Consider the following 15793-nt stretch of genomic DNA (forward strand, 5'->3'; position numbering starts at 1 on the left):
GCGGATGGGCGGTTTCGTCGATGGCATGACATATGGTGCGGGCCGCCTTTCCAGAATACCGGGCGACAGGGGTACATCGCCGCAGAACGGATCGACGGCGAATCTGAGCGATTATCATCAAAGCGAAATCTCGGCCGTGAATGCCTCGTCCGGGCCAAATCAGTTCGAGCAGTCGATCGACAATACGATTGCTGCCTATAATTCCGACACGGTCCAGAACGCCCTGACCTATGGACCCATTGCCGCCGCAGCAGCCTATGGGGGCGGCACGGCTGCGATTGCGGGCACGCCGATCCTTGCGGGTGCCGCCGCGGCGGCGGCACCGGTCACCGCGGCAGTGGTCGCCGGCATGGCGGCAGGCTTTGTCGGCTTCAAGGCCGGTGAAGCCCTTGGCGGCTGGGCGATGGAGGCGATGGGCTTCGAACGCATCGCGGAAGACGGCGAGATGCCCGCCACCAAGGGCCATCCGATCGCCCATGTCAGCGGCTGGTCGCTGGGCGCGATGGTTCTGGGCGCCGTGGCGGCAGTCGCGGTTGCTGCTCTTGTCGTGGCAACCGCAGGGGCGGCATTGGGTCCGATCATGCTTGCTGCTGCGGCGGCCGGTGCTGCGGGGCTTGTCGGGGGTATCGGCTTCGGTTTTGCTTCGGTCGCGGGGCAATATGGGACCAACAAGGGCAAGATCGAAACCGGTTCCGCCGATGTCTATTTCAACAACAAGCCCGTCGCCCGGGTCAAGGATGTCGTCGATTGCAGCGAACATTCCGTGTCCTTCGTCGCCGAGGGTGCAGAAACGGTCTTTGCCAATAATTGGCCCATCGCGCGTATTGGTCACAAGACGACCTGCGACGGAACGATCAATGACGGTATCCCGAATATCGCGATAGATATCGACACCAGCGCCATCGCTTTGGCGATTGATGTCGGATGGAACAGCCGGGCCGCGAACCTGTTGACCATGGCTGCAGATTTGCTTCCGATCGGCGGAAGAAAGCCGCGGAACGGCGATGGTTCAGCCGGGCGTAGCGGCGATTTGCCGAACAGCTGTCGTACAACCTGCCGTGACCCGATCGACGTGGCCAGCGGTCAATTCGTCGAATTGCGCACCGATATCCATATTCCCGGCACCATCCCGCTGCGTTTGGATCGCTGCCATGCCCCTCAATCCACGGGCCTGCAGGGGGTCGGCTGGTCGGGTACCTGGGCCCAGCATCTGCGGATCGATGGCGAAGCCATCAGTTTTCAGAATTCCGAAGGCAGCCTGATCGTTTTCCATGCGCCCGAAGACGAGGTGTTAAGCCACAATTTACGCTTTCCGCATCTGGAGTTGCTGGGCCGCCGATCGGCCGATCTGTTCATCTACGACCGGATCACACAACTTTTTTACGTCTTTGCCGACGAAGAGAAAGCCACCCGCCGTCTGTCACGGATCGAGGATCGCAACGGCAACCGGATCACCCTGCAATATGGGCATGACGGGTTGTACCGGGTCGAGCATTCCGACGGTTTCGCGCTTCAGGTGGAGAGCGAAAACGGTTTGATCCGCCGCGCCGTTCTGGATTCGGCTGATGCGGATGAATGTGTTTTTTCATGGGATTATACCCGTGATGGCCGCTTGAAAGAGGCTATTTCCTCGCAATCCGGCTATTTCCGCTATGATTATGACGGGCAGGGCCGGATCACTGGCTGGCATGATTCCAAAGAGACCCATGTTCATTACGAATATGGCCCCTCGGGCCGGATCGAGAAGACATGGACGGATAGCGGCCATATGGCGGGCCGGATCGATTACGACCTGCCCGGCAAGCGCACGGTCGTGACAACCCCGGAAGGCGCGGTGACGGTCTATGACTGGGATGATGACGGGCTGGTCTGGCGCGAGACGGATCCGCTTGGCCATGTCTGGCTGACCGAATGGGACCGGGCCTTCCACATGACCGCACGGGTCGATCCGCTGGGAAATTGCGTCCAGCTTGAATATGACAGCTATGGCAATCTGACCCGGCATACGGATGCCGAAGGCGCGGCGTTCACCTTCGAGCATGACAGCGCCGGGATGCTGATCGCCAGTGTCGATCCTTTGGGAAACCGTACCGAATTTCGCCATGACGAGAACGGAAACCTTGTCGGCGTCACGGATGCTCTGGGCCGGATCAGCACATTGGGTCTGGGCGAAAAGGGGCAGGTCCTGCGCATTGACCTGCCCGGAGGGGCGCAAGAGCGGATCTACTACGACCCCTTGTTGCGTCCGAATCGACGCCGTGATCCGGATGGTAACGAGACGCGGATGGGCTATGACACCGAAGGCCGGTTGCGCTGGCTCACCGATGAAATCGGCGCGACGACGCATTATGATATGGGGCGCGGCTCCGATAACCCGCGCGGCGCATTGCGGCAGCTCAGGACGCCGGACGGCGCGATCTCGACCGTGAGCTGGGATATCGAGGGCCAGTTGAGCGCGATCACCGACCCGAATGGCACGACCCGGCATTTCCGCTTTGGCGCCTTCGATCTTCCTCGGGAAACCGTCGATGCACAGGGCCATCGCCTGCGTCTCGAACATGATCGGGAAATGCGACTGTCGGCTGTCGTCAACGAGATGGGCGAACGTCATGAATTCACCTATGACCTGACTGGCAATATCCTGGCCGAGAAGGATTTTTCCGGCCGGATCACCCGCTATTCCCATGACGCCGCCGGCCGTTTGATCCAGAAAATCGCGGCAAACGGGGTTCGGATCAATTACAGCTATTCCGCCGCAGGCCGGCTTCTTGTTCAGCAAGTGGAAGGTGAGTCCGAAACCCGGTTCACTTATGATGCCCGGGGCCTGATGGTCCGGGCCGAGAATGACGCGGCGATCGTTGAATATGATTACGACGCCCTTGGCCGTGTGGTGGCCGAGCGGTTGAATGGCCGGCAGATCACCTCTGATTACTCGGTCGCGGGGCAGCGGGTGGCGCGGGCGGGCGATGTACTGCATCTGACCTCTGGCTGGACGCGGGCAGGGCTTCCGGCTGAATTGCGGATTGGCGATCACGCGCCGCTGTCCTTCCGTCACGATCCGCGCGGGCTGGAGCAACTTCGCGCCTCATCCGCAGGTTTTGCGCAGGCGCAGGGGCACACGATCATGGGGCAACTGACCGAGCAGATGGCCGGTCCCCTGACCCGGCTGCCGGATGAGGCAAGGACCGGGGGGCTTGGCCGGGGCATGCCGATCGAGATCGCCACGCGCATGGGCGCATTGACCCATCGCAGCTATGACTGGGATCGTGCAGGCCGGGCGATCACGGTGAATGACAGGATCATGGGGCAGGTGCGGTTCGATTATGACAATCGCGGTCAGGTCACCACCACCCGCCGCGACAATGTCGACGGCGCCTCTGCGCTGTCGCATTTCGAATATGATCCGGCCCGCAATATCGCCGCCGTTATCGAAGCAGGACGCACAGAACAGGTCCAGTCCGCCGCAGGGCGGGTAAAGCGCCGCGGGACTGTCAGCTATCGCCATGACGACACTGGCCGGGTCATCGAGAAGCGGGTCGAGGAACCGGGTTTCCGCCCCAGGGTCTGGAAGATGGCGTGGGACGGCCGGGATCAGCTTGCCGCTGTCGAGACCCCGGATGGCACGATCTGGCGCTATGCCTATGATCCTCTGGGCCGCCGCGTTGCCCGGAACTCGTCAGGGCAGGGATATGCGTACCAGTGGGAAGGCGATCAGCTGATCGCCGAGGCGCCGATGACTGCCGATGGCATGGTGGCCTGGGATCAGGCACGCCACTGGATCTATGAACCCGGCAGTTTCCGCCCTCTGGCCCAGATCGACGGCGAAACGCTGCATTACGTCGTCACCGATCATCTGGGGACGCCAAGGGAATTGCTGTCCGAGGATGGCACCGAGGTCGCATGGCGCGCCGAGCTTGGTCTTTGGGGCGAATTGTCAGAGCTGCGCCTGCCGCGCCGCGCGGCCAATGACGATGCGCCGCCGACCGATTGCCCGATCCGGTTTCAGGGGCAATGGTACGATTCCGAAAGCGGGCTGCATTATAACCGTTTCCGCTATTACGATCCGGATGCGATGCAGTATCTGTCGCCTGACCCGATCGGGTTGGCAGGTGGCGTCAGGCCGCAAGGGTATGTGACGGATCCGAATGAATCGGTCGATCCTCTGGGCTTAGCTCCGATTACTCCGGGAGATTTCGGGCTAGGCACCATTACAGATGATCCAGTTCTGCATCGACTATGGACCGATGCAATGAAAGATGCCGCCAGTTCCAGGCGGAGTAATGGTTATACACGGTTGCTCGATATATATTCAAAAGGGCAAACGCCCACCACGAAACAGCTGGAATCGGCTTTTGGGGCGGTTAACCAACGCTTTATGAAGGCGGCGCGTAACGCTGGATATACGGTCGCACAGGTACATCATTGGAACTATAATAAGGGCAGCTTCCCCACGCAAATAGTCGATCCGCGACATTTGGTTCCAACTCCATCACGGCAGGTGCATGAAGACATTCACCGAGCGACGACCTCTAATACATCTAATATATGGAAGGGGCCCATCGCAAATCAGCATCGTATAATCATACCTGATCATTCCACCCCGTTGCCTCCCGATTATTTCAAGCCAGGATCATGTAAATGAAAAGATATTCTGAACTCGTTTCCAAATTGGGTTATTCGACTGCTCGGAATATCTCCAATGAAAAGGTTGCATCTTTGTTCGAAAGTTACGAGGTGCCGCCGGGTTGGTATGGGTTTCCGCCTGCGCTTGTGCCAATTATAAGCGATGGGTCACTGCCAAGTTATATTGGTTTATGGAAACATTGGTTTGTCCAGAGAGAAGTAAGTTTTGTAACAATGAGTGTTTCAGATGATTATAGAATTTCAGAGATCGCACGGAATGAAGACCAGCTTTCTCAGATATTTGTTGCAAACCTCATTGTTCTTCAGGACGAAGTGACAGAAGATGCGACTTGGCTTGCAAAGCATTTGGGTGTAGAAAATATCGATGAAATAGATGGTGTTACAATGGCCTCCGGTGACGATCCAGAGGGTTTTTCAGCGCTAAGCTCCTTTAAAAGGAATGCGCCGCTTTCGTCATGCGATCCGGCTGATTACGATGGCGAGTTTCCTACGCCGGGTCGAATTGGAAGCAAGTATCAATGCTATTTCGAATATGCAGAAGATTCGTTGGATGATTTGCCGGATGTTCCCGAGTGGGTTAATCCGAATACAGACAAGCCAAGGCTTTTTGATAAATTCCTGAATGAGTCTCGCCTTGATTATGCCTGGTTGACGCTGAACGGAACCGGGTGGCACTATGCAGAAGCAGCGGCGGCCTTGGATCGTTTAAGAAAATCAGTTCCAGCGGATGAGAATTTTCAGATGATGGCCGATATCTGGATATCTTTTGCGTCAGAATATGACGGTGGCTACTAAAGTTATACGGGCGTAATTTTTGAATAATGATTATGCAGAAATTTCCGAGAATATCTTTCACATATGCCGTATGAAATTTATCTGTACTGAAAAATGCGACGATAAAATCATCGTATTTGATGTGAGGATGCCTTGACGCTTGGCAAAGCTTTTAAAGAACCCTCACATCATTCATGATGACTATTAGTCTGCGCGACTAATGCGACCGACGTCAATGCAATCGTTTAATGTACGCTGACCGGTGTCAGTTCATTCTGCCGCGCGAGCATGAATGCCATTTTACGGTCGCGCACCAGTGCCAGCCGTTCGCCCTCGGCGTCGTGGACGGCATAGAGATTGTCCACGTCGGAAAGCTGCTCCTGCAATTCCTGTGGCAGGGTGTTTGTTGCGACCTGCCGGATATATACCGTGTTTTCCGCGACGTTATCGTGAAAGTCGAATTTGCTATCCATGATGATCCCCTTATTTGCGGCTGATCGGAATGGTTTGATGAATCTGTTCGGGCTGAACCCGGCGCAGATCGATATGCAGCAGCCCGTTCTCGATCTCGGCCGAGATTACTTCGACCCCGTCTGCGAGAACAAAGCTTCGCTGAAAAGCCCTGGCGGCGATCCCGCGATGCAGAAAAACCCGTTGCTCATCGCTGTCGGTCATGCGCCCACGTATGACAAGCTGTCGGTCTTCGGTGGTGACACTCAGATCATCGTCGGAAAACCCGGCAACAGCCAGAGTGATGCGGAAACCGTCAGGGGCGGTATGCTCGATATTATAGGGCGGATAACCATCCGCGCCTTTTGCGGCGCGCTCCGCCATGCGCTCCAACTGGTCGAACCCCAGCAGATAGGGATGTGCCCCTAGCGAAATCTTGCTCATCTTCAGCCCTTTATCGGCAAGCGACTGTGAAAGGCGGCCCCGTGGAGGCAACCGCTCTGGAAACAATATGTGAACGCGCAATGCCAGATGCAACCCCGGATTGCCGTCTGCGGAGATTCCGGCGGCCGGGCCTGACCATCTGGAACGCCCGTTACCGGCGGGGAAACCTGCAATGCGCAACGCATGGAAGGAATATCACATGACTTCGACGAACATGCGCATATTCTGATATCATGGTTTCCAGAGATCGGTAAAATTGGTCTGTTCTCCTGCCGCATTGCTATTAACAGAACCTGAACAACCGGCTATAATCGCCTCAACCAGCGTCATTGTTCAGTTCGGACATCGCCAGATGAATATGCAAAACCATCCCGCAAGCCATGAGATGTCTCATGACGAGATTCTTCGTGCTGAACTGTCCGTTCTGCGCGCCGCTCATCGCGATCTGGATCAGGAGATCACGGCCCTGACCCAGCAGAAGCTGGCCTCGTCACTGACGCTTCAGCGGTTGAAAAAGAAGAAGCTGCTGCTCAAGGATCAGATCTCGCGGCTGGAAGATGAAGTGACCCCCGATATCATCGCCTGATTGCGGGCGTCGCGCACAGGCGTTATCTGGGCGTGCGGCGACGCAGTATGATGCGAGACATAAGGGCAGGGCATGGACAAACCGGTGGGAATCATCATGGGCAGCCAGTCGGACTGGCCGACCATGCGAGAGGCGGCGCAGATTCTGGAAGAATTGGGCATAGGTTACGAAGCCCGGATCGTCAGTGCGCATCGGACACCGGACAGGCTGTGGGAATATGGAAAATCGGCTGTGTCGCGCGGGCTGAAAGTGATTATCGCGGGGGCCGGAGGGGCCGCCCATCTTCCCGGCATGATGGCATCGAAAACCCGTGTGCCGGTGATTGGCGTGCCTGTGCAGACGCGGGCATTGTCTGGTGTGGATTCGCTTTATTCGATCCTGCAGATGCCCAAGGGTTTTCCGGTGGCGACCATGGCGATCGGCGCGGCGGGGGCGGCAAATGCCGGGCTGATGGCGGCGGCGATCCTTGCCGTCAGCGATCCCGCATTGGCCGAACGGCTGGATCAGTGGCGCGAGGCCTTGTCGGCCTCGATCCCGCAGGAGCCCATGGATGAGTGAGAACCGCGTTATCGGGATTCTGGGGGGCGGCCAGCTTGGCCGGATGCTGTCGGTTGCGGCAAGCCGGCTGGGCCTGCGTTGCCATATCTATGAACCGGACGCCGCGCCGGCGGGCGATGTCGCCTATCGTCTGACCAATGCGCCATACGAGGATCGCGCGGCGCTGCGCGCATTCGCGGAATCCGTCGATGTCATCACCTATGAATTCGAGAATGTGCCGACTTCGGCGCTTGACCTGCTGGAAAGTATTCGTCCGATCAGCCCGAACCGCCGGGCGCTGGCGGTATCTCAGGACCGGCTGGAAGAGAAGACATTCCTGAACGCGATCGGGTTGGCGACCGCGCCTTTCGCCGATGTGCCGGAAGAACGTGACCTGCCGGCTGCACTGACACAGATCGGGACGCCGTCGATCCTCAAGACCCGGCGGATGGGCTATGACGGCAAGGGGCAGGTCAGGATTACCGATCCGGCACAGGCCGAATGGACCGGTGCTCCGTCGGTGCTGGAAGGCTATGTGGAATTCAGTGCCGAGATCAGCGTGATCATCGCCCGTGCGGCGGATGGTCAGGTTGCCGCTTTCGATCCGGGACTGAATGTGCATCAGGGCGGCATCTTGCGCAGTACCACCGTGCCGTGCGGCCTTTCGGGGAAAATCACGACCGACGCGGTGCTGATCGCGGCGAAAATCGTCAATGAACTGGATTATGTCGGTGTGATGGGGGTCGAATTATTCGTTGCGCCGGAGGGGCTGATCGTGAACGAAATCGCGCCGCGCGTGCATAATTCCGGGCACTGGACACAGGCCGGCTGCGCCGTCGATCAGTTCGAGCAGCATATCCGTGCCGTCGTCGGCCTGCCCTTGGGCGATGGCAGGCGTCATGCCGATATCCAGATGGAAAATCTGATCGGCAATGACATCGACAGGCTGCCCGAATTGCTGGCAGAACCGGGGGTGCAGCTTCATCTTTACGGCAAGGGCGAGGCCCGGCCGGGGCGCAAGATGGGACATCTGAACCGGATCCGTTCCTGACGGTTCACGCCATTTCGCGGCAAGATTGAATCGCAATCATCCCATAAGAAAATCCTCTTTCCTTGGGCCTTCCGTTATGGAAGGAATTGGAAAAAGACCCAGATACGGCAAGCGGGGACGGCGGGATGGCGAAACCGGGAATGGATCGCGAGGCAAGACAGGGTCTGACCCTGATCGCGCCGCCTTTCCTCTATGCGCTTGCGATTCTTGCCGTGCCTGTCCTGACGATCCTCAGCTACAGTTTCCTGACGGATGGATATCTCGAGGTGATCGGTGAATTCACCTTTGGAAATTACATCCAGGTCTGGAGCGATCCGATCGTGCGCGCGGTACTGCTTCGTTCGCTTTCGGTCTCCGCCGCCGTGACGGTCGTTACCGTTTTGCTTGCGTTCCCGGTCGCCTATTATCTCAGCTTCGTGGTCAGGCCCGAGCGGAAATCGATGTGGCTGTTCCTGATCACGATACCGTTCTGGACCAGCTATCTGATCCGGGTTTTTCTGTGGAAGGTTATTCTTGGCTATAATGGCGTCATCAACTCGTCGCTGACAGGGCTTGGCATCATCGACCAGCCATTGACCTTCATTCTGTACAACGTCAATTCGATGGTTCTGACGCTTGCCCATGCCTATGCGCCTTTCGCCATCCTTCCGATTTTCGTGGCACTGGAAAAGATCGACCGTTCGCTGCTTGAGGCAGGGCGGGATCTGGGCGAAAACCGGTTGATGACCTTCTGGCGGGTCACGCTGCCGCTGGCGATGCCGGGGGTGGTTGCCGCGGTGCTGATCGTCTTTATCCCGACCATCGGCGATTACGTGACGCCCGAACTGATCGGTGGCGGCAAGATCCCGATGATCGCCAATCTGATACAGGTGCAGATGCTTGCGCTGGATAACCGCCCGCTTGGTTCTGCGCTTGCGGTAACGGCGATGCTGGTCGTCGCCGTGGTCAGCCTGATCTTCCTGTGGCTCAATCGCCGCTTTCTGAGGGTGAAACAATGAGCGGTCGAAGCAATGGTCTGCGCGCCTATGCGCTGCTTTACCTGCTGTTCCTTTATGCGCCGATCCTGCTTTTGCCGCTTTTTGCGTTCAATTCGGGCACCATCATCGCTTTTCCGCTTCAGGGTTTCACCACCGACTGGTTCACCCAGATGTGGGGTAATCCGACGCTGCGCCGGGCGCTGAGCAATTCGCTGATCATTGCCGTGTCTGCGTCCGTCATGGCGACCTGCCTTGGAGTTTTCGCCGCCCGTGCCACGACCAGATTCACTTTTCCGGGCAAGGGCGGGATCATGGGGTTCATCATGCTGCCGATGGTCCTGCCCGAGATCATTGTCGCCATGTCGCTTCTGGTCGTGCTGCTTGGGCTGGGGATTGAATTGTCGATCCTGACGGTGATCCTGGGCCATACGCTGATCTGCATGCCCTATGGAATCGCCATCCTGTCGACGGCTTTTTCCAGTCTCGACAGGTCTTTGGAAGAGGCAGCTTATGATTTGGGTGAAACGAAATGGGGCGCGTTCCGCCTGATCACCCTGCCTCTGGTCATGCCGGGGATCATTTCGTCGTTACTGATCTCGTTCACCATTTCCCTGGACGAATTCATTATTGCCTTCTTCCTGGCCGGGACCGAGCCGACATTGCCCACCTATATTTTCAGCCAGCTTCGTTTCCCCAAGCAGATCCCGTCGATCATGGCATTGGGAACCGTGCTGGTGGCGCTGTCGATCCTGCTTCTGGGGATTGGCGAATATTTCCGCCGCCGGGGTATCGCCCGGATGGGTGGCAAGAATGGTGGAGGTTTCCTGTGATTGCATCCCGTGACCAACGACCCGAAACCGCAAGGCCGATGATCGAATGCAACGAGATTCAGAAATATTACGGTGATTATCACGCTTTGCGCGGGATCGATCTGGTTATTCGCGAGGGCGAGTTCTTCTCGCTTCTCGGGCCATCGGGTTGCGGGAAGACGACGCTTCTGCGCACGATCGCCGGGTTCGAGGGTATTTCCTCGGGGGCTGTGCTGATCGACGGCAAGCATATGGAGAATGTGCCCGCGAATAGCCGGCCGACCAATATGGTCTTCCAGTCCTATGCCATATTCCCGCATCTGACCGTCGCCCAGAACGTGGCATTCGGCCTGCGCCGCGATCCGCGCGGCAAATCGGAAAAGGCGGCCCTGGTCGAGGAAGCACTGGCGATGGTGGGCCTTCGGGGTTACGGCGGTCGTGCCGCCCATGCTCTTTCCGGCGGGCAACGGCAACGTGTGGCTTTGGCGCGCGCATTGATCCTGAAGCCCAAGGTATTGCTGCTGGATGAGCCGCTGTCCGCGCTTGACCGCAAAATGCGCGAGCAGATGCAGGTGGAACTGATCAAGCTGCAACGTCAGGTCGGGATCACCTTCGTGCTGGTGACACATGATCAGGAAGAGGCTTTGGTCATGTCGGATCGTATCGCGGTGATGTTCGATGGTGAAATCGCACAGCTGGACGAACCAGAGACGCTTTACGCGCGGCCAAAGGATCGTCGGGTGGCGGATTTCATTGGCGTGATGAATTTTCTGCCGGCGCAAATTACCAGAGAAGCGGATGGGATCGTCAGCGTCGATGTGCCGGGGCTGGGGCCTGTCGAATTGCCGGAATCTCAGGTCAGCCGGGCGAATCCCGACGATAGCGGTCCGGTGCTGGGTTTCCGGCCCGAAACAATGACCTTGCTGACGCCGGGACAATCCAGCCAGCACGCGCGGGAAACTGATGTGGTGATCGACGAGGTCGTCTATTACGGCGACATGACCTATTACGATCTGCGACTGGAGGGAACGCAACACACCGTCCGGATTTCGATGCGCAATGTCTTCGGTCGCGATGTCCAATCGGTCGGAACCAAAGCACGCGTGGCGTGGTCGCCCGGATCGCTGGTGCTGTTTCGTTAACTTAATGTCAAACAAAAGCATCTTACTCTGCCGACCGGTGTTATTCTTGGGCAGGTCATGGATTATCCGGGGTGATGAACGCTTTGAATATCGATACGCTGAAACTCTCGCGCAAGCTGACGGCTGCAGGTCTGGAACCGGCGGCGGCAGAAGCGATTGCCGAGGTGATCAGGGATGTTGACACGGATGATCTGGCGACCCGGCAGGATCTTCAAACAACCGAACAGCGCCTGAAGCAGGATATCTTTGCGGTTCGGGGTGATCTTCAACAGGAAATGTCTGAACTGAGAAGTGGCCTGCTTCAGGACTTCTCCAGCTTTAAAATTGAGATGCAGCGGGACTTTTCAGTATTTAGAAGTGAAATGCAGCAGGAGAACGCAGCGTTTAGGACCGAATTGCAGCGGGAAAACACGGCGTTTAGGACCGAAATGCAGCAGGAGAACGCGGCGTTTAGGACCGAATTGCAGCAAGAAAACGCGACATTTAGAAATGAGCTGCAGCAAGAAAATGCGGCATTTAGGAATGGATTGCGACAGGAAAGCTCGGCGTTAAGGAATGAACTGTATCAGGAGATCGCGGCGGTTCGCGCGGATATGCGGGATATGGAAAACCGGCTTGTCATTAAGATGGGCGGTATGATCGTCGGGTCGCTTGCCATATTGACCGCATTGATGCGAATGATGCCGCCGGGCTGACAGGACGGATCATTCCCCGATGAGTTTTGCCTGAGTTTTTTTAGGCAAGCCTTTGAGTATAATCTCGTAACTCACCTTGATCCGGTGCTGCAATTCATCTTCGGGGCTCTCCAGGGGCAGCGCGACCCAACTGCGATGAAGATAACGTGCAGGTTTGGCCACGCCGGCGTCGATCAACATCTGTGCGGTCTCCGGACTGTCGGTCTTGACCGAAACGGCAGGGTCGACTGCGGCGGTAATCGCGAACATCTTGCCGCCGACCTTCCAGCAATCATGCCCTCCGCCCCAGGGATCGGAATGCTCGGCCCCCGGATATGCGGCACATATGCGATTGACTGCCTCGCGGCTCATTCATTCCTCGCGGCGTTCCAGCCGGATCAGAATGCCGTTCTTGCCCCGAACGGTCAAGCGGGCAACCGGAATGGGGGTTTCGCTGCCCGGATACAGCCGGAATGCGGCCGCGATCCGTGCCAGCATCACCACCCCCTCTAACATCGCGAAACCGGCACCTGGGCAGACCCGTTGCCCGGCAGAAAACGGGATATAGGCATCACGGGCGCTTGCCTTGCCCTCGGGTGTGTCCCATCTGCCCGGATCGAACATATCCGGTTGCTGCCATAATCTTTCATGCCGATGCAGATGCCAGGGCGACAGGACCAGTTGTGCTTTCCGGGGAACGTTCCGGTTCCTGAATGTTTCGGGCCGGGCAGCTTCACGCACCATCATCGGGACCGGAGGGTAAAGCCGCAAGGTTTCGCGAAACACGGCGCGGGTGGCCTTCAGGCCCGACACAGCCTTGAAATCCGGTGTCAGCATTCTGCCTTCGGCGGCGACGCGATCCTGCCATTCCGGATGTGCGGCCAATAGCCATAGCGCCCAGGCCAGGGCCGAGGCGCCGGTTTCATGCCCGGCCAAAAAGAAAACCGCGACCTGATCGACCATTTCCGAGGCGGTAAAGCGCTCACCAGTCTGAGGATCCGATGTTGTCATGATCTTGGTTGCCAGATCGTCCGGTGCTGCACCGTCGCGAATTGCGTCCCTGCGTGCGGTGACCAGTTCCCTGATCAATTCCCGGATTTCTGCTGCGGTCCGTTTTGTTTGCGGCGAGCGAAACCGGGGCAGCCAGCGAGGCAGGGGAAGCAATACCCCGAGATTGACAAGGGGTTGACTGTCCTGATGGGCGCGAAATGCCCGAAAAACCTTGAACGCAATTTCATGCTCTATCGGTAGGGAGAAGAGTGAACGGAAGATGACGTCAGCGGCGGCGTGGCTGGTTTCAGGCTCTATATCGATCTCTCCGGACGGTAACCGGGCGATGATCGCACTCGCTGCTGACCAGATTGCGGGGAAGGCTTCGCGTATGCGGCCACCTTCGAAAGCGGGATCGATGATGCGCCGTTGGTGCCGCCATTCCTCGCCATTGGTGACGAAAACGGATTCTCCAAGTAGCGGCGCCAACCCCTCGCGCAGGCGGTTTGATTTCGGGAAATCTTCTGGACGTTCCTGCAGGATGAGTCGAACCAGTGCCGGATCGTTGCAGACGAAACTGTGAATTAACGGATTGCGATACTCGGCCATCCATGCCCGGTACATCCGCCTGGGAAAGGTCGATAGCAGATCCCGGCGAAACCCGCGGATCAGGCGAAACAGGGAGCTGCGCCCTTCGGTGCTATCGGGTTTCGGGGCGCTCATATTCTTCGGCCCGGTCCGACGGGACGCGTGATCCGGGCCGGAGAAGGATGGCGATCGGCAAACCGCCTGGACAGCTTCAACGGGCCGGCGGTGATTGCGAAATAATCATAATCTCCGGGCCGGTCAAAGGCGCAGAGATATTGGAAGTGCAGCCTGAACCAACGCCAGCGGAGCGATTTCTGCATCTCGGGCGATAGCGTTTGCCGAAACGCGGCCGAGATTACCAAAGGCCATCGCTGGTCGGGCCCGGCCATCCCGCTGACGGCTACCGGATCGCATAATCCGAAACAGCAGGCATCCCCCGGCGCAGTGACATCCAGCCAGAAGATCGTTTCATTTTCGGACAGAAATGCCAGATCCTCACGCAACCGATCGGCCTTTGGCAGAAACGAGGCCATCGGGACGACATGACCAAGGCTAAGCAGCGCAAGTGCGGGACCTTTTTCGGGCAAGGATTTGCCGCGCAGAAGATCCGCCAGCAGCGAAACCGCCAGATATGCCCCGGAGGAATGTCCGACCACCAACACTTCGTCGACATCTTCGTGCAAAGCCTGACTCACCCGGTCGCCGAATTGGGCAAGACGTTGCTCCAGTTCCGCCGGATAAGCGCCGCGATGCTGTGCTGTGAAGGCGTAATCATGCATCAGGTAATAGGCGAACAGTCGATTGTCGATGCGGCGAAAGCCCGACAGCACGCCCCAGAAGACTGCCAGCGCAACCGGCAGTCCGATCCACCACAGGGTCAGTTTTGTCAGGATCCAGCCCGCCAATCCCGCGAGGATCAGCCCGACCAGAGCCTGAAGCAGCAGGACCACGATCGGATAAAGCGCCGCCAATACCGGCCCGCGCCGCAATTTCATCAGCTGGAAAAGGGCGCCGGTCCCGATATAGGTCCATGCCGTCGAGAAAAGCTGCATATATGTGCCGGTGATCCCGCGGCGCATCGAATCCTGCACCAGATCAGCCCAGACCAGTACTTCGAACTGGGTCTCGGCCTCTCCGTTGGGGAAACTGCCACGGGTCTGCCAGCCGAAGGCTGCCTTATGCGACGGGCGGACCAGTTCGATCCGGTAATCGGATACGGCTGCCTGAACAGGCGATTCCTTGCGAAACAACTCGCGATAGCGGCGTGGCGGGATGGGATCGAAGCCTGGGATATAAAGAACTTTGCGTCTAAATGGTCTGGACATGATCTGGCCTTGTTGAGCGCGGTCAGGATTAGCAAATTTGCCCTGCGCGGCAACCCGCATGCACGGAACAAATCGAAATCATGCATCTCATTTGCTTAAAACTGTTGCAAAAGCCGACCAAGCTCCGGCTTTCGCGAACTACGCAATATGATCGGTCGCGGCCTTTGCCGTCGCGTTTCAGCCCGCCTGCCGCACCCGTTCTTCCACCACTTCGAAGGGAACGGCCGGTTCGTCCTTAGCTCCGCGAATCACGAGCGATGTCTTGACGCTGGCCACATTGGGCGCGGCGGTCAGTCGGTCCGTCAGGAATTTCTGGAAGCTCGACAAATCGGGCGAGACGCATTTCAGGATGAAATCGATCTCGCCGTTCAGCATGTGACATTCGCGCACGAAAGGCCAGTCAAGCACAAGTGCCTCGAATGCCGAGAGATCGCGCTCTGATTGCGAGGTCAGCCGGACCATCGCGAAAACCTGCACCTCGAACCCAAGCTCGCGGGCGTCGATATCCGCGTGATAGCCGCGAATGAACCCGGTTTCCTCAAGCGCGCGGACCCGGCGAAGGCAAGGAGGGGCCGAAATGCCGACGCGCCGCGCAAGCTCGACATTCGTCATCCGGCCGTCAGCCTGCAGCTCGGCCAGGATTTTACGGTCGATCTCGTCCAGTTTGGTGCCGGTCATGCTGCCCTTCTTCCCTGTTTCTTATGGATTGCGGGAAACTACAATGCGGCCCCGGATTGCGCAACATTGTTTCTGTAATTACCGTATCCATTGCGCAGCACGGCAGGGGCGATTACCTAGGCAT

At 57.9% G+C, this 15793-nt stretch carries 15 protein-coding genes; 9 read left to right on the top strand and 6 right to left on the bottom strand.

Annotated elements, in window-relative coordinates:
• The first annotated feature begins 4 nt into the window (after positions 1-4).
• Positions 5-4642, top strand: a complete 4638-nt coding sequence (locus Q0601_RS01850; protein ID WP_305286501.1) for an RHS repeat-associated core domain-containing protein — start codon at positions 5-7, stop codon at positions 4640-4642.
• Positions 4639-5439 carry a hypothetical protein gene (locus Q0601_RS01855; protein ID WP_305286502.1) on the top strand — a complete coding sequence of 267 codons (801 nt, stop codon included), beginning with the start codon at positions 4639-4641 and terminating at the stop codon, positions 5437-5439. The genes Q0601_RS01850 and Q0601_RS01855 overlap by 4 nt, the downstream gene beginning before the upstream one ends.
• A 224-nt stretch (positions 5440-5663) precedes the next feature.
• On the opposite strand, the gene Q0601_RS01860 is transcribed toward Q0601_RS01855, so the two are convergent.
• Positions 5664-5891: a DUF1150 family protein gene (locus Q0601_RS01860; RefSeq protein ID WP_305286504.1), complete on the bottom strand. Its 228-nt coding sequence runs from the start codon at positions 5889-5891 to the stop codon at positions 5664-5666.
• A gap of 10 nt (positions 5892-5901) precedes the next feature.
• Positions 5902-6312 carry an Hsp20 family protein gene (locus tag Q0601_RS01865; RefSeq protein WP_119748724.1) on the bottom strand — a complete coding sequence of 137 codons (411 nt, stop codon included), beginning with the start codon at positions 6310-6312 and terminating at the stop codon, positions 5902-5904.
• Between the two features lie 352 nt (positions 6313-6664).
• Between Q0601_RS01865 and Q0601_RS01870 the strand changes: the two genes are divergently transcribed.
• From Q0601_RS01870 to Q0601_RS01900, 7 genes are all read left to right on the top strand, one after another.
• Positions 6665-6898 carry a YdcH family protein gene (locus Q0601_RS01870; RefSeq protein WP_119748466.1) on the top strand — a complete coding sequence of 78 codons (234 nt, stop codon included), beginning with the start codon at positions 6665-6667 and terminating at the stop codon, positions 6896-6898.
• A gap of 72 nt (positions 6899-6970) precedes the next feature.
• Positions 6971-7456 (top strand): 5-(carboxyamino)imidazole ribonucleotide mutase, encoded by a 486-nt coding sequence (purE, locus tag Q0601_RS01875; protein WP_305286511.1) that lies wholly within the window; start codon positions 6971-6973, stop codon positions 7454-7456.
• The gene (locus Q0601_RS01880; protein WP_305286513.1) at positions 7449-8486 is read left to right on the top strand and encodes a 5-(carboxyamino)imidazole ribonucleotide synthase; all 1038 of its coding nucleotides are present in this window, start codon (positions 7449-7451) and stop codon (positions 8484-8486) included. Before purE ends, Q0601_RS01880 begins: the two co-directional genes overlap by 8 nt.
• Before the next feature lie 125 nt (positions 8487-8611).
• The gene (locus tag Q0601_RS01885) at positions 8612-9484 is read left to right on the top strand and encodes an ABC transporter permease (protein ID WP_305286515.1); all 873 of its coding nucleotides are present in this window, start codon (positions 8612-8614) and stop codon (positions 9482-9484) included.
• Complete coding sequence (locus Q0601_RS01890) at positions 9481-10293, top strand: ABC transporter permease (RefSeq protein WP_305286517.1); 813 nt, start codon at positions 9481-9483, stop codon at positions 10291-10293. The genes Q0601_RS01885 and Q0601_RS01890 overlap by 4 nt, the downstream gene beginning before the upstream one ends.
• A gap of 38 nt (positions 10294-10331) precedes the next feature.
• Entirely contained in the window at positions 10332-11414 is a 1083-nt protein-coding gene (locus tag Q0601_RS01895) for an ABC transporter ATP-binding protein (RefSeq protein WP_305286735.1), read from the top strand.
• A 74-nt stretch (positions 11415-11488) separates the two neighbouring features.
• Positions 11489-12109 (top strand): CCDC90 family protein, encoded by a 621-nt coding sequence (locus Q0601_RS01900; RefSeq protein WP_305286519.1) that lies wholly within the window; start codon positions 11489-11491, stop codon positions 12107-12109.
• A 9-nt stretch (positions 12110-12118) separates the two neighbouring features.
• Here Q0601_RS01900 and Q0601_RS01905 read toward each other — a convergent pair whose 3' ends face one another.
• From Q0601_RS01905 to Q0601_RS01920, 4 genes are all read right to left on the bottom strand, one after another.
• Complete coding sequence (locus tag Q0601_RS01905) at positions 12119-12460, bottom strand: MmcQ/YjbR family DNA-binding protein (RefSeq protein WP_305286521.1); 342 nt, start codon at positions 12458-12460, stop codon at positions 12119-12121.
• Positions 12461-13801, bottom strand: a complete 1341-nt coding sequence (locus tag Q0601_RS01910; RefSeq protein WP_305286523.1) for a cytochrome P450 — start codon at positions 13799-13801, stop codon at positions 12461-12463.
• Positions 13798-14991, bottom strand: a complete 1194-nt coding sequence (locus Q0601_RS01915) for a hypothetical protein (RefSeq protein WP_305286525.1) — start codon at positions 14989-14991, stop codon at positions 13798-13800. Before Q0601_RS01915 ends, Q0601_RS01910 begins: the two co-directional genes overlap by 4 nt.
• A 177-nt stretch (positions 14992-15168) precedes the next feature.
• Positions 15169-15669, bottom strand: a complete 501-nt coding sequence (locus Q0601_RS01920) for an Lrp/AsnC family transcriptional regulator (RefSeq protein ID WP_119748450.1) — start codon at positions 15667-15669, stop codon at positions 15169-15171.
• Between the last annotated feature and the right edge of the window lie 124 nt (positions 15670-15793).

Source organism: Paracoccus wurundjeri (assembly GCF_030678915.1).
In the GTDB taxonomy this organism is placed as follows: domain Bacteria; phylum Pseudomonadota; class Alphaproteobacteria; order Rhodobacterales; family Rhodobacteraceae; genus Paracoccus; species Paracoccus onubensis_A.

What these genes read in the sequence shown, in the direction of transcription:
- Q0601_RS01850 (WP_305286501.1), top strand. Translation starts at nt 5, where the DNA reads ATGGGCGGTTTCGTCGATGGCATGACATATGGTGCGGGCCGCCTTTCC.
- Q0601_RS01855 (WP_305286502.1), top strand. Translation starts at nt 4,639, where the DNA reads ATGAAAAGATATTCTGAACTCGTTTCCAAATTGGGTTATTCGACTGCT.
- Q0601_RS01860 (WP_305286504.1), bottom strand. Translation starts at nt 5,891, where the DNA reads ATGGATAGCAAATTCGACTTTCACGATAACGTCGCGGAAAACACGGTA.
- Q0601_RS01865 (WP_119748724.1), bottom strand. Translation starts at nt 6,312, where the DNA reads ATGAGCAAGATTTCGCTAGGGGCACATCCCTATCTGCTGGGGTTCGAC.
- Q0601_RS01870 (WP_119748466.1), top strand. Translation starts at nt 6,665, where the DNA reads ATGAATATGCAAAACCATCCCGCAAGCCATGAGATGTCTCATGACGAG.
- purE (WP_305286511.1), top strand. Translation starts at nt 6,971, where the DNA reads ATGGACAAACCGGTGGGAATCATCATGGGCAGCCAGTCGGACTGGCCG.
- Q0601_RS01880 (WP_305286513.1), top strand. Translation starts at nt 7,449, where the DNA reads ATGAGTGAGAACCGCGTTATCGGGATTCTGGGGGGCGGCCAGCTTGGC.
- Q0601_RS01885 (WP_305286515.1), top strand. Translation starts at nt 8,612, where the DNA reads ATGGCGAAACCGGGAATGGATCGCGAGGCAAGACAGGGTCTGACCCTG.
- Q0601_RS01890 (WP_305286517.1), top strand. Translation starts at nt 9,481, where the DNA reads ATGAGCGGTCGAAGCAATGGTCTGCGCGCCTATGCGCTGCTTTACCTG.
- Q0601_RS01895 (WP_305286735.1), top strand. Translation starts at nt 10,332, where the DNA reads ATGATCGAATGCAACGAGATTCAGAAATATTACGGTGATTATCACGCT.
- Q0601_RS01900 (WP_305286519.1), top strand. Translation starts at nt 11,489, where the DNA reads ATGAACGCTTTGAATATCGATACGCTGAAACTCTCGCGCAAGCTGACG.
- Q0601_RS01905 (WP_305286521.1), bottom strand. Translation starts at nt 12,460, where the DNA reads ATGAGCCGCGAGGCAGTCAATCGCATATGTGCCGCATATCCGGGGGCC.
- Q0601_RS01910 (WP_305286523.1), bottom strand. Translation starts at nt 13,801, where the DNA reads ATGAGCGCCCCGAAACCCGATAGCACCGAAGGGCGCAGCTCCCTGTTT.
- Q0601_RS01915 (WP_305286525.1), bottom strand. Translation starts at nt 14,991, where the DNA reads ATGTCCAGACCATTTAGACGCAAAGTTCTTTATATCCCAGGCTTCGAT.
- Q0601_RS01920 (WP_119748450.1), bottom strand. Translation starts at nt 15,669, where the DNA reads ATGACCGGCACCAAACTGGACGAGATCGACCGTAAAATCCTGGCCGAG.